Consider the following 14,728-nt stretch of genomic DNA (forward strand, 5'->3'; position numbering starts at 1 on the left):
GGTCGCACGCCGGGTCCGGGTGTGGGTTCGGGGCCGGGGTCGCGGCGTGAGTTGTTGGCGGTGTTGGTTGCTGCTGATCCGGATTTGCGGGTGTATGCGGGGTTGTTGGGGGATCCGGAGGCGTTGCCGGGGAAGTTGCGGGCGTATGCGGGGAAGCCGAAGAAGGATTTGCGGTTGGCTAACGCGGGGATCACGTCGTTCATGTGGTTGAACACGGTTTTGGGTGGCCGGGTTGATCAGTTGGCGTTGACGGGCAAGTACGGGCCGGAAGTGTTGCTGGGTTTGTATGAGTTGCTGCTTCGTCAGCCCCGGCGGGGTGACCGGGCGTCCAGGATCGCGTTGTTGGTGGCCGAGTTGCTGGATGTGCAGCCTGGCCCGGGTTCGTCGAACTCGTGGAATCCGGGGGCCTGGTTTGCTGGTTCGTGGAATCCGGGGGACTGGTTTGGTCGTTCGTGGAATCCGCGGGACTGGTTTGGTCGCTGGGGTGGGAAGGATCTGCCGGCGACTGGCAGTGAGAAGACCGCGCCGCAGAACGTTGACGAGAAGACCGCGCCGGAAAACGTTGAGGAGAAAGAGGAGAAAACCGCGGCGGAGGTCGTTGACGAGAAGACCCGCTCGAACGATCCTGACGACCGGGATGACTCCGACGAGCGGGCCCTGCTCGCCGAGGAGTCCGATGCGGCTTCGATCGTCTCGGCTCTCTCCGATGGGTCCGACCAGACCGATACGACTTCCCCCGCAGAGGTCGAGCGCGACGGTGCGGGCCGGGTGCGGGAGACCCACCTCGAATCCGGCGATCCCATGACACCCGGCAAGTCCCCCGGTACGGGGCGGCCGGTGGATGTCGACGCGATCGAACCGGCGTCCCCGCTGCCGGCAGGGTTGCGACCGGTTTCCGAAGGGGATCTGTCTTCGCCGGCGGCGGGGGAGGGTCTGACGTCACCTGCGGGGGTGCGGGCGCGGAGTCGTCGGATGGGGGAGTTGACGTCGCTGGAGGGCATCGTGGAGGCGGCGGACATTGTTCCGTATCCGCCGGGGATGCCGTCGGAGACCGTGGTGGGAGCGCGGCGTGCGCAGGTTCTACTTCGCCAGGTCAACAGGCTTAGCGATGAGGGAAACAGGCACGATAGTCCGGTTTTTGTGGCGTTGAGCCGTTTGGTGGCCTACGAAGCGGAAAGGGTCGAGGAGGCCGCCGAGGGAGCTAGGAGGGAGCGCCTCAACTGGGAGCTCATGGAGTATGCCCGCGGCCTCAGCATCATCACCGGCACCTTGCGGGAGGGATGGAGGATCCAATCCCGGCTCCCCGGGGCCGGACCAGCACAGCCCTCCGACGCGAATCCCCCCCAAGTGCCCTTCGGTGAGCTGAAGCCGTTGACGCGTCCGGTGGATGGGTGGACGGGGGCCGGTGTCGGCGAGGCGGGGTACATGCAGGGTGGGCCGCTGCCGGATGTGGTGGATGGTCGGCCGTTGTTGGACGCGGCGGAGCTGGCGGGGGTTTCTGAGGAGGGGCGTGCGGCGCTGGACGCTTTCGAGACAGCGACGGGAGCGCCTGCGCGGCCGAGGTCGGCCGATGTTGATGGTCACAGTGTCCTGGCGTTCCTGCGGATTCTGGACTCGTGGGGAGTTGTGGACCGTGCGGTGGTGGTGAGGAAGTGGAGGACGACGTGGAGAGCCAGCATGGGTTGGTCGTCGGATCCGGAAGGTATGCCACCGAGGTTGGTCGAGGAGGGCATCGACGCCTGGTATGTGATGGGCGAGCACGCGCAAGGGGACCCGAGTAGCGCCACGCGGCTGGACGACTTGTGGGACCCGCTGACCGAGGGGCAGCAGGATCGGTTGTGGGAGGTGCCGCCGCATCTGGTAGTGCCGCCGGGTGCCTGGCTGGAGAACAGCGGGGAGTCGGTCGAGTTCTTTGTGCATGTGGTGGACCCGGCTGGTGTCAGGGTGGAGTACGGGCTGGCGGATCCGGGGTTGTGGCGTCGTGGCCGTGAGGTCGAATGGGGCGGATTGTTCGGGGCTTTGGAGGATGAGGGACCTGCGGAGTTGATGAATATGGTCAACCCGGGGGTGCGCCGGAATCATTATCTGGCTCACGCGTTGGGGGTGGATGAGGCCACGGCGCGGGTGTGGCGGATGTGGTCCTACTTGCCCGAAGGGTGGCATGCCGAGGCGTTGCGCCGGGCGTTCATCGGGTCGGTGGTCAGCAAGTACGGCGGGCGAGAGGAGGTCAAGAGCCTGGTCGAGACACTGGTGCCGGGTGGTCCGCGGTACCAGAAGCGGTTGCGTGCTCTGGGGCAGCTCATGATGCGCCTGGCCGATCGCCGCCGTCTGCTGGACAGCTGGGGCGAGGAAGAGCGTGACCCCCGCGACGCGGATGAGTACGGCGAGGAGCTGGAAGAAACGGTGGCCGGGCTCGATGGTGGCCTGGACCGGGAGCCCGACATCCAGGTGGAGGTGCGCGACCTCGGCGGTCCGCCACAGCAGCGTGCCGGTGTGCAAGGCAGGCGGCCCAGTCCGCGGGCGCTGAACGTGCTGCGTGAGTTGGTGCATGCCCTGGACGGTCGTGAGCTTGACTACCTCACACGCTTCTTCGGTGACGACTGGGCGATCGCCCGGGCGATCGCCCAGTCGATCGGCGTTTCTACGGAAAACGTGCGCAAGCGGCGTCGCGGCCGTCCCGGCGATCGTGCGGTGCTGCTCGGGATCGTGTTCGACACGATTGTCGCGGCGTTCGGCGGGCCGGAAAGGGCGGTCGCGCTGGCTAACCAATTGCGGGAGCTGCACCCCCTGCGGGGCGAGCAGATGGCCTCGGAGGGGGAATTGGGGCCGGTGACCCCGGAACTCGCGAGTGCTGTGTTCAGTTTGCCGATCGTGCAGGATTCGGGGGCGTTGACCCTGGGCGACGTGGTAGCCTCCGTCGCCGGAGTCCCGGATGAGGAATTGGTGCGCCACCTCGGTTGGGCCCGAGCGGCCGCGGTGGCCCGAGTTGACGAGTCCACGGCTCAGGCGTGGCTGGACGGCAGTAGCGAGCCCGACGATTTCTCTATGCAGGAGATGCGCGAGGCTGCCCGGCTCTCGAGCTCGGAGCTGGTGCGTTACCTCGGCCCGGGCCGGGCAATCGAGGTGACCGACGCCGCCGAGGGGCATGTAGACGAGTCGTATGTATGGCAGTGGCTGGCGGGCGTCTCCGAACCCAACGCGGAGCAAGCAGCGAAGCTGCGTCAGGCTGTTCTGCGGGCTATCAAGGACGGGCTCATCCCGCCAGCGCCGTTCAGGCTGGTGTGGAGCGAGAACTGGATACGGGAGGCTGAGCGCCGTCTTGCGTGGGCCAATGCCACGAAGGGGGGCGAGTTCCCGTCCGACGCATTGTCACAGTGGACTGCGGTGAACGACCCCAAACCGCCTCTGCGGCCCGAATCGCGAGAGGTCATCGATGGACTCGGGAAGTCGCTGAAGGCTTCGGTCAACTACATCGTTGTTCAGGTACTGCTCGGCAATGAGGATGCGAAGGCCATGGTGGAGGGCTCGGGCATCGTGATTCCTGACCCGGGTCCTGAGGCGGCCACGGCGTTGCTGGAGCAGATCGCCGACAACCTCCGCGCCGCGAAGGGCATGCTGCACTCTGGCGTGTTGCGGCGGGTTGTGGGAGGTGCGGCGAGTAAGCAGTTCCAGGACGCAACCGGGGGTGTTGTCCCGCAGCTTCGGCTGACCCGTGGCCCCGCCGCCGTGCGGCGGTTCATGAGGCAGGCGGTGGGAGACGACGTTCATTTCCTCGTGTTGAGAGTGCCGCCGGAGGGCTCCCAGGATGCCCCGCAGGCAATGTATGTGAAGGGTAACAACGCGAGTGCGTTCCTGGCGTCCGGTGATTTCTTTAAAAACAGGAAGGCGCACTATTTCCTGGACGCGGTCCAGGGTGATGACAGAAGGATCGATCCCGAGTCGACGTTGCCGTCGGGCGTGATGGCGGACGCGGGCGATGACTTGGCTTGGTGGGCTCAGCATGGCCGACTGCGCGCCTTCGCGGGCGACAGCGACGGCGATGCTTCCGCAGTGCCCGCTTCGCGGGGGGAGGGTTCGCAGCCGACGGCAGCCGATACCGCGCAGGTGGCGTGGCTGGATAGCCCGTCGCGATTGGCGGAGTTGCTTGATTTGCCGGAGTCCGAGCGGCTGGACCGGCTCGGCAACCTCGCCGGGATCGCGGAGGTGGCCGAGCTGGCGGGCCGAATGGAGCAGCATCTGACAGCGATGCCGCCGGGATTCGATCAGGGCGGTGAGTATGCACGGAACGTCGAAGCTGCGAAACGCATGGTACGGCAGGGAGCCTGGACCTCAACGGATTTGCAGAGAGTCAAGAAGAGGTTGCCCGGGATGCGGGCGGTCGAGGAGAAATGGCGCGGCCTGGCGCGCCCGTGGCGTCGTGCTGCTGCGGAGCGGGAACTGCGATTGTGGAGTGATCAGGCTAATGCGGGGTTGGAGGAATTGTCTGGCCAGGCAAGGGAAGACTTGCGGGGCCACGCACGCGAAAAATTGAGGGCGCCATTAAATGGCTCGTCGCAGGCTGTCAGCGTGATGGCCTATCACATGATGCGTGGCGTCGGGGACGGTGAGATCGCGCGGGTACGGGACACGCTGGCCCGTATTTGGGTGGACTTGATGGCTGTGAGTGCGGGCGCCGGGCCCGATCCGGGGAAGGGCCCGGGTGCGGGGCGAGAATCGGTCGAAGATGCGGGCGCGGTGCCCGCGCTGCCTGGGGATGTGCGGTCGCAGCCCACTGGGGATGCGTCGGGTGATCCGGCGACCGACGACACCGTGAGTGACCCCGATGAGGCGGAACTGCAGCAGATGCGGGATCGGCTTTCCAGGTTGAGGGGCGACGACGAGGTGCCGTCTGCGAGCCGAAGGCCTGACGGTGGTGTTGTCTCGGCGCAGGATGGTGTCGCTGCCTCCGTGACGGACAGACCGCAGGACGAAGGTGCAGCCGTCGAGCGGACCGTGCCGTCTCGTACGGTGCCCGCTGACGTTTCCTTGCCGCCGGGCCAGACCGGGCTGAGTCCTAACTGGGTGCACCTGCGCACGGAGTCGGCGCGGTTCCGCACGGAGCCGCGGCCCGACCTGGCATCGCTGCGGAATTCCGACCACATCGGGAAAGTGGCCCGGACGCGCAGCAACATCACGGCGGCTGATGACCAACTCACCCAGATCTACAACATGGTGGATGCGCCCGCGCCGGACGCGCCTCCCACCACCGTCACGGCCGCCGACTCCGCCGAGACCGACGCGCTGCTCAAGACGGCGACCGACGAGACCACCTCGGCCGCGGCGAGTGTCGAGCGTGCTCGGCAGCAAGCCGAGAAGTTGACGGCGGCGCAGCAAGACCTGACGGCGGCCAGGCAGCGGCAGGACGAATTGCGCGCGGAACTCGATGCGGCTCGGCAGAACTTGATTCAGAAACGGAGCGGATTTTTAAGGGCGTCCCGCGAGCGGGCGCAGCTACTGCGAAACCAGCACGAGGACCAGGGACCTGAGCGGGATGCGCTGTTTGCCCAGCGCGCCGACGCGGAGGCGCGCGTGGAGACCGCTGCCGCAGAGTTCACCGCTGTGCGGGAGCGGATTGAGCAACTGACTGCGGCGGATCAAGAAGCGAGCGAACGCACCGCCGAGGCAATGGCCCGGGCCGAAAACGAGCGTGGCGCCACTGCGGAAGCGGCCAAGACCGCCACCAAGGCCGTGACCCAAGCTCGTATCGCGGCAGACCGCGCCGACGTGACGGTCCGGCAGGTCGACCTGCCGCCCTACGCCGCCGACGGTGCGATGGGCAGCGGCAAGATCTGGCAGACCGGCAATATCGACCCCGAGGACATTCTCACCGCCCTACCGGAAGATTTGTGGGAACCCGCCCGAGCCGCGATCGAGGAGCTGTTCTCCGACGCCAAGCTCACGCGAACCCTGCGGCGTCTGGCCGACGAAGGCATCCGGATCGAGGTCGGCTCCCGCGAGCTGCACCTGAAGTTCGAACGCACCGCGTCGACGCCCGTGCGCCTGCCGCAGGCCGACGGGGTCCTCGAGTATGGCATTCGCTACGCCGACGCGGGCCTGGCTGTCGGGCAGGAACAGAGCCCCCAGTTCGGCATGCTCGCTGTCGTGCCCAACATGGTGGGCGCGGCGGCCAAGGGCGCGGCTCGCAACGTAGTCTTCAACCCCTCCGTGCGGCCCTCAATGGGGAAGAGCGAGCAGCGCAGCCTCGTATCGGCAATGGAATTTTCGCGCGGGCTGAGCACCCGGGTTCCCGAGCGTAATTTCGTCGTCGACGGTCGGTTCGTCATCGACGTGCGGGAAGGAGAGAACCCGCCGGAGACGTACCGGACCGACGAGATCACCGATGTGGCACTGATCCGCTATGACGGGGAGGATGTGCCACCCGCCACCACCAAGCCCGGCCCGGACGATCCAGTGCTGCCCCTTCCGGCCTCAGCCCTGCACGAGGTGTTCGCCGTGCCACAAGCGGCCGACATGCGGCGCATTCGCCAGCAGGTTCTCGCCAAGTTGCCACTGTCGGAAGTAGGCGTCGGTGTCCGTGATTCGGTGTCGCGGGAGTTGGCCGAAGACAAGTCGATCGTGAAGTTCGAGGAGATCACCGGTGGTGGTTACCGGCCAAGCCCGTTGCGGTTGCCGGGCGCGAAGCTGAACACGCTGTCACTGGAGGTGTCCGCGGAGCTGCGCTCGGTGCGGCGGGTTGACAGCCGCGTCGTTCCGGCCGTGAATTTGCGGCAGGATGCCGGTAGCGACACGAAATTTGACACCAGCGAGGCGCAGTCTGCGAACACTGAAGCCTCGGTGGCGGTGGGGCCTGGATTCGTCGCCGATGTCGACAAGAAACGACGCGGCCTCGGCTCCTACACCACGATCACACCCTTCACGGTGTCCGGTTCGGCGGGATCGGGCGAGTCGCTGACGCAGGTTCTGGGCATCAGCACCGGGAAGAAGAGCGTGACCAGCATCGAGGGCGATGCCGTCCTGGTGGAGGCGACGCTGGATGTGCGGGTTGAGCGGTACTCCACGGATCCGACGCTGGAAGGCTCGGATACCGGTGCGGAGAAAGTGTTCCTGTGGATGCCCGCCGACGACTTCGCCCGGCTCGAAGAGATTTCCGCGGCACACTCCGCCCGGCAGATCGCTGAGGAGCAATACGCGCCGCACGAAAGCCCGACGGTGCCGGATGGACTACGGCGGCGCCAGAACTTCCATGACCTGGTCGAAAGAGTACGTCCGGACCTTCCCCGAACGCTGGTCGAAACCTCGGACGGAAGAGTTGACGCCCGGCTGGAGAACGAAACCGCCGAGCAACTCGTACTTTCGATCCTGGCCGACTACAGCAAGCGTCCGGAGATCACGATTCCCGCGGGCGAGCCCCGGCAGCCCGACATGCTCGCGGCCGGCAAGAGCACCGGTGGCGGTGTGGTGGACCGAGCGCCGGGAATCGAACGGGTGCTTCCGGAAGTGCGCCGATTGCTGCGCGAGTCGGCGGGGAACGAGCTCGCGTCGCTGAGCCACGACCAGCGGGCGCTCGTCGAGACGCAGTTGTCCTCGGTTTTCAGCGCGTCCGCGCTCTTCGGCTTGTTCAGCGGAGAGGTGCGCAGCGCCACCAAGACGATCCGGGTCGGTGATCAGCTGGTGACGATCAAGGTCAGACCGGAACTGGGTGCGCTGATCGGCACCGGCAAGGTCGAGAAGGCCACCGTGGACTTCACCGCGAAGAACGCGATCCGCGGCGAGATCAAGGCGAAAGCCGGCACGCAGCAGCGGATCGGTGTCGAGTCGGGGGCAGCGATCGGCACCAAGCGCAAGGATTTCTGGCGCAACATAGGCTTCCTCTTCGGCGCGTCAGCCCAGTTCTCACACGGGTACAGCAGCACCGCCGCGCAGAGTTACAAGGTCAACCGACGCGCGAAGTACAAAGGGCCCGCGATCACCTTCGACCGGCAGGTGACCTGGTCGATCTCCGTTTCGACGAAAGCCGCCACCCCGGAGACCGAGCAGCCGGAGTCGCAGACCGAGCAGACCGAGCTGGCTGAGGCACAGAACGTGCAGCCGGACCCGTGGTACCGCTGGCTAGGCATGTTCCGCGCGCAGGCAAACCGGTCTGATGCGCCGAACAACGGCGACATCGAGCTCACCACTCTGTCCGACAGGTCCTCGACATCCGACAGTGACTCGGACAGTGTCCGGAGTTCCGGCGGTGCCTCGACGTCCAGCAGCGCCACGACGACCGGCAGTTCCACCATCGATGGCTGGGCGCGCGTGCTGGTTCCGGAGCCACTGGCACCCACCACTGCGCAAGGTGATCTGACGAACCTCGGTACGGTCATCCGAGACTTCGACTACGCCGACCAGGACGACAACCCGTTCCAGGTTAAGGTCGAATTCCTCATGCCACAGGGCGTGGCAACACCGTCCACGGTGCTCAGTGAGCCCATCGAACACATCCTGCACAACCTTGCGGGCTCGAAACAACACGACGCAACACCGGACCCAGAGGACCCGCTAGCAGCGCCCCTCGACCAGCTGCTGGCACCCGGCGGGCTGCCCATCACCGGCGGCCGGGTGCGGCTGCGGCTGTTCGACGCCCATCCGATCGACACCGTTTCGGACAAGCTCAGTCTGGAAGGGGTCGCCGAGGGCGGGCTGAAGCTCGACGGTCAGGAAACGAGAGGGATGGGCGGCGAGGGACGTTTCCGCGTCCCCACGCTGATGCAGTTCGGGAGCAAATCCGGCAAACGAGCCCACCTGGCCCCGTCGTTCACCGGCCGAGGAACCTTCAGTCAAGACAAAGGAACCACCTACGGTCTTGGCACCTCACGCCGACGGACCGGCAAGACACGCGGAGCGACCCACCTTTACCGAGCGCATGCCGTGTTCGAGATCACCAGCTACGGGGAATCGGACGCGGCCGCGGAAACCGAGCAGATCGCGGTCAACGGCGGCGTCGAATTCCTGCTCGCGGACGCCGTCGCACAGCGACTGCACACCAACCCGGCTCGGGAACCGGAAGCGGAAGGACAGCCACCGCAGACCCGCCACCTCGACCTGCCCGCCGGGGTGGCGGCGAAGCCGAAACCGGCGACCGAGGTGCGCTATCCTCCGGAGTTCGTACTTTCCGGCGCTGCGCTCGGCCCGACCATCGTCACCGAGATCTCCAATGCGCACGAGGTCGCCCCGCTGATCAAGAGCATGATCTCCGACCATGCTCCCGGTTTCGGTACGGGTCCCTGGCTGGAGGTGCCGACCGGGATCGGCGGGTCCGTGGAAACACTGGCGTCGTCGACCGCACTGGGTGCTCGGTTCGGCCAGGGGACGACATCCGGGACGTCGTTGCTGGCCGCCCGGCCGTATCTGGGCGGCACCGAGACGATCGAGTTCGTCGTTCGCGCACGGTACGCGCCGGACGCTCAGGCCACGCCGAACACGGAGATCAAATCCGACACTTTCTTCCAGAACACCGAGAAACGGGCGCAAACCGAATCCCGGTCGCGCGGCGGCGGCCTTATCGGAAGTGTTCTCGTAGCCCGCAGCTTCAACGGCAAACTGCGCCGGGCGGGCGCGCACCCGGACGCGGGCTACGGCAAGGAATGGTCACGGAGCCAACGCAACACCGACAGCGATGCGTTCAAGCGGCGGGTGACAGCGGAGGACGAGACCTCCTACTCCTACACCTGGCCGACCTGGTTCCAGGTCGAGATGTATCGGTCGTGGACTCCGAACGCGGTGCTGAACAACCTGCTGCTGACCGCACCGAGGCGGGGTGTCGAAATGTGGTCGGCGATGCAGGACGACACCCGCACACCGGAGCAACGGCGGTTCACCAGCGATGGCACGGCCCTGTTCACCATCCCCGGGGGCCTGACCACGACCACGCCGCCGGCGCCGCGCCCGGTGCGGATCAGCGGCCGGCCCGTGCCCGTCGGAGGCGCGGTGGAATTGGGATCGCTACCGCAGGATCTGCGTGGGGTGGACGTGATCCCGCTGGCACTGCCCGGAAGCGAGCGACTGTTCCCGTGGCTGGCTGCGGTGCTGGCGCATACAACGCAGCAGCCGACCGACGACGCCGATCCGGCGAGTTCGGAATCGTCGATGCGGGCCCCCGCCGGCAGCGGCTGGGTCCGCCCGGCCACCCTGCCGGCGCAACTGCTGTGGCAGCTCGGCGGAGAAGAAGGCTTGACCGCGATGACGCAGGAACTGCTGGACGGCCCGGTGCCCTTCCCCGCCATGGTCGAGACCGGGATGGTCTGGGACGACAAGCACGGTCTCGCGGTGCGCCTGCGGTTCGCCGAGGTCGAGTACGTCAACTCCTTCACCGCGACCGGGGAGCTGACCCACGAGCAGAAAACCGAGCAGGAAGTCACCCAAACGGACACCAGCAACAGCAGCGCGACTTTGCCCGGTCTGGCCATGGTGCAGGGCAGCGATTCCAAGGCAAAGAGCGGTAAATCCGGCAACCTGGCCGGGGACATGCTCCTTCCCGGCGAGAGCAGCACACTCGACCCGTCGGGCGGGGTGTCGGGCAGCAGGTCGAAGCCGCGCGTCCAGGTTTCCACCCGCGGCAATGCCCGAGAGCTCACCGCCGAGAAGGAGGGCACCTACCACGTCTACCGGGCGGGCAAGGCGATCTACACGCTCACCGATCAGACCGAGCACCGCACTCTTTTTGGCGCCCTGCCGGGAAAACCAGCCGAAGTCGAGGTGACCATCGACAACGGCGGGTACTTCGCCGTGGAGTCCGTCCAGGCAGCGGCGAACAACCTGCCCGGACCGCCGCCTGAGCCGTCCCCGCCGGCCAGCGCGCCGGACCCGGCACCGGCCGCGCTGCTGGACGTCTGGACACCCAACGCCGACGACCAGGACGCGGCGGCGCTGCTGCCCAAGGTCGGCGGCCACCTGGTGGTCGCGCTCCCCGCATCCGGTGACAACCTCACGGTGCCCGAGCTGGCCGCGCGAATCGAGCAGCTACCTGGCTGGGCCAGGCGGCCGATCGTGCTGGTGGGAACTGACGGATCGTTCGACCTGGCCGGTGCGGCCCAGCTGCGCGACATCCTCGGTGTCGACGTGATCGCGGCCGACCAGGAGGTGTGGCATGCCGCTGATGGCCGAGTTGTCACCGGTGATTTGTCGTTCGTTCGCAGCGGGTTGCCGACGTGGAGCGAATGGGCCGAAGCACGACTCGGCGGCGAGGTCCGGTCCGCGACAGCAGGGCACTGGTACCTGTTGTCGGCCGCGGGCGGCATGCGGCAGCTTCCTGGTACGGATCTTGTTTCAGCGATGGCAAGTTCCGGCTCTTCGGTGCAGGCGGGGACCGCGCCAAGATTCGACTTCCGTTGGGGTGTGCGCAGCGCGCCGGTGAGTCTTCCGATCCATGGGGCGACCGAAACCGCCGAATACAGCGGATGGACCCGGTCGCCACATCACGCCGCCGCTGTCCCCGAAGGCAGTCGGCCGCTGCTGGTGCTCGGGCACGACGGCACGGTCATCCCCAATGCCGAGGTCACCGAGCTGCGAAGTACCGGCGCGGATGTGTTGGCACGGGTAAACCGAGGCCGGGGGCCGAAGTGGATGCTGCACCGGGCGGACGGAAGCCGGCCGCGGCCAGTCGAGCCGCCCACCGAACTGACCCGTTCACCACGACCGGAACCGCTGCTGTTCCGGGGGCCCGGCGATTCCATCGAGACGATCGAGCAGGCCGCGGAGTCGGCACCCGATTTGCCGGACGACACCCAGATCGTCGGTGTGCACGTGACGCCCGACGGGCGGGCGGTGTTGCCCGACGGCCGGAAGGTGACGCCCGAAGCCTTCGCCGACGACGTGCGAAAAGACCGGCGTTTCGTCCCGGGACCGGCAGTTGCGTTGCTGGGGGCCGGCGCGCATCGGCGACTAGGGCCGGGCGAATGGACGTTCGCGGAGCGCTTCGCCCGCGCGCTGCAAATGCGAGTGTGGACAGCGAGGGTCGATGTGGTTCAAACCGAAGACCGGCTTGTTCATGCTACGAAGGTCTCGGTTGCCGAGGACGGCAAGTTGTTGCCGAAGTTCGTCGACGGGCTGGGCACCGGGCACTGGTACTTGCTGGGTTCCGAGGGCCAACAGCTGTGGAGGTCAGGGCCGGAATTGCGTGCCGCGGTGAACGGCTCGGCGCCGCCGCGTTACGTCAACGGAGCACCGCCCGCGGTGATCAGGTGGACGGGTCGGCAGAGCGGGCCGGCGCGAGAGTTGAGACTACAGAGATCGGGATTTGGCAGCCGAGCAGTATCTTCGGAAACATCAGCACCGGATGACGAGTGAAGCATGACCGGGCGGACCGCCGAGTTCTGGTACCGACAACGTGCCGAGGAGAAGGAAAGTGACCACACCTGACCAGAAAGCGGACGTCAAGGCCGCCATGCACGAAGTACTTTTACGGCAGGCCGGATTCGCACCGGACGAGTTGGTCACGCAGGCTCGTGCCTGGCTCGCGGACGACCGGCTCGACGAGGTTGCCCGCGCGGTGGCATCCACCGCCACGCGGTACGTCCTGCCGCTCACCGAAGGGGATTTGGGCGTGCTCGCGACCGTCTTCGAGACGGAGGGTGCATCGCTGGACGTCCTGCAAGGCATCGAACCCGTGATCGACGATCCGCCGCTGGTGTGGCAGTTCAGCGCCGAGCCACCGGATTCCGTTGGCTCCAACGACGATTCCGTCGTGGCAGCACTGATCGAAGTCCTCAGTGGAGAGCCGGCCGCGCACGGAATGTGGCGTGCGTGGCGAATGTCCCCGGATGGCGCGCCGTACCCGCCGCCGCGAGCGGTCTACGTCGTCGAAGCCGACGATGACGACCTGCCCGCGCTCACCGCTCGCCTGCAGCAAGCGCTCATCGCCGCCGGTGAAGCGGCTCCGCAGGTCGAGGTCACCGCGGTTGTCGGCCCGGTGCCCACGTACCAGCGCGCGGCCCGCGCTTACGGCGCGCTCCTGTGGGCTGCTACCGAGACGCCGGAAATCACGGTGGCGCGGGTTTTCGACGCGATGGACCCGATTTCCGGCCCGAGCTTCGCCCCGGACCACCCCCGGATGGACAACGAGGCTGAACGCGGCCAGATCCTCGACTACCTACGCGCCGGCGCTGCCCTAATGATCACGACGGCCACCCTGGACGACGTCGTCGACCCCTCCCGCGGCGCGGTCGTCCCAATGAGCCTCCGCACCGACGGCACCTGGATCTGGCCGGACACCATCGCGTACTACCTGGAACACCACCACCTGGCCCCGGACCCGGACCTATTGGCGCACATCCGCGACGCCGGCCTACTCCCCCCGGAGCTGGACGCGGTAGCGATACATCGAGCAATGGACGTCCTACGCCGACCCCCGGAGGCGGAACCAGTCTGGACCCGCTGATCGGGATCAGATGAGGTGAAGGACTCCGGTAAAGTCTGTTCGCCGCCCAGTGAAGACGGGCACGGCCATTGTGGATCAGGTGATTGTCAGGACAGCTGATCGCAACGGGTGGCGTCGGGATCGTTCGCCGCTCCTGCTTCCCAGCGCACCTTGGAGACCGTCATCCCGAACGAACCGTCGGTGTACACCAGCCACGGAGTGTTGATAGCCGTCGGATCCCATTGCTCGGCCCGGTTCTCGACGAAGCAGCGCAGCGGCAGCTTGACTGTCACCGGCGTCCCGGCAGGCAGCCGCTTGAACAGGTTCGTGGCGGTGACCTTTGCGCGACACGGGGAGGTGCAGTGCACCTCCATCGACACGGTGCTCGACGGCGGTCTGTGCAGTGTCGCGTCGAAGACGATCGCACCGTTGTTGTCGAAGTAGCGTGAGAGGTCTTGGTTGCCGCCTGATCCTGGCTGGCTTTGGAAGTAGACCTGGCCGCTGCCTCCGCCGGACCAATTCATCTTGAGTCCGCCCATGCCGTCTAGCCGCACCGTGACCGGGCCTTCCTTGGTATGGGCCCCGTTCGTCCAGAATTCGGTGCCGGTCCGGCCCTGCTCGGACCCGATGAGTCCGACCCACGGCTTCGCCGCCGTGCCGTCGAACACCGGCAACGGCTCACCGGGCTGCGTGCTCCCGGCGATGGGTTCGGGGTCATGCGTTTCGGCGTTGCTGGCGGTGACGTAGGTGGTGATGGCTGCGATGACGGTGATGGCGGTGATGGCGGCGGCGAGGGGGATGAGCCATTTTTTGCGGGTTTTTTCCGGTGGTGTGGTGCTGGGTAGTGCTGGCGGGAACGTTCTGATGGTGGGTGGTGTGGCCGTTGTGGTGATGATTTCGGTTGGGGTTACGGGGATGATTTCGGTTGGGGTTATGGGGTTGTTGCTGGGTTGGGGTTTGGCGGTGCGCGTTGTGGTGGTGGCGGCGCCGAGGGCGACGGTGTGTTTGGGGTGGAGGGCTGCGCGAATGGGCTTGTTGAATTCGTGGCTGAGGGTTTGGTGGATGAGGGGGATTCGGGAGGAACCGCCGGCGAGGAGGATGGCGGAGACGTCGTCGGCGTGGATGCCGGCTGAGGTGATGGTGCGGTGAAGCGCCTCGGTGGTGAGTTGCAGCGAGGGGCGGATCATGTTGTTGAGGTCCTGGCGGGAGACATAGACCTCGTGGTTTCCGGTGGGGAGGGGGATGGTGAGGGTGAGGTCGGGTTCGGCGGAGAGTTGTTCTTTGGCGTGGGTGGTGAGGGTGTGGATGGTGGCGAGGGCGGTGGCGTGGGTG

At 66.7% G+C, this 14,728-nt stretch carries 4 protein-coding genes; 2 read left to right on the plus strand and 2 right to left on the minus strand.

The genetic code is table 11. The features are described 5' to 3' along the window. The coding region (locus E1288_RS48400; RefSeq protein WP_207954899.1) for a hypothetical protein at positions 1–203 on the minus strand (203 nt) is incomplete at its 3' end. Here E1288_RS48400 and E1288_RS44095 point away from each other — a divergent pair. Beyond that, the gene (locus E1288_RS44095; RefSeq protein ID WP_207954900.1) at positions 202–12,327 is read left to right on the plus strand and encodes a hypothetical protein; all 12,126 of its coding nucleotides are present in this window, start codon (positions 202–204) and stop codon (positions 12,325–12,327) included. The two genes, E1288_RS48400 and E1288_RS44095, sit on opposite strands and share 2 nt — an antisense overlap. A gap of 58 nt (positions 12,328–12,385) precedes the next feature. Further along, positions 12,386–13,417 (plus strand): hypothetical protein, encoded by a 1,032-nt coding sequence (locus tag E1288_RS44100; RefSeq protein WP_132495015.1) that lies wholly within the window; start codon positions 12,386–12,388, stop codon positions 13,415–13,417. An 86-nt stretch (positions 13,418–13,503) separates the two neighbouring features. Here the strand turns inward: E1288_RS44100 and E1288_RS50040 are convergent. Beyond that, on the minus strand, positions 13,504–14,728 hold a 1,225-nt coding region (locus tag E1288_RS50040; protein ID WP_132495017.1), incomplete at its 5' end, for a putative glycoside hydrolase.

It is taken from the genome of Saccharopolyspora elongata (assembly GCF_004348985.1).
GTDB lineage: Bacteria > Actinomycetota > Actinomycetes > Mycobacteriales > Pseudonocardiaceae > Saccharopolyspora > Saccharopolyspora elongata.

Coding starts and splice junctions, on each gene's coding strand:
- E1288_RS44095 (WP_207954900.1), top strand. CDS start 202: ATGTGGTTGAACACGGTTTTGGGTGGCCGGGTTGATCAGTTGGCGTTG.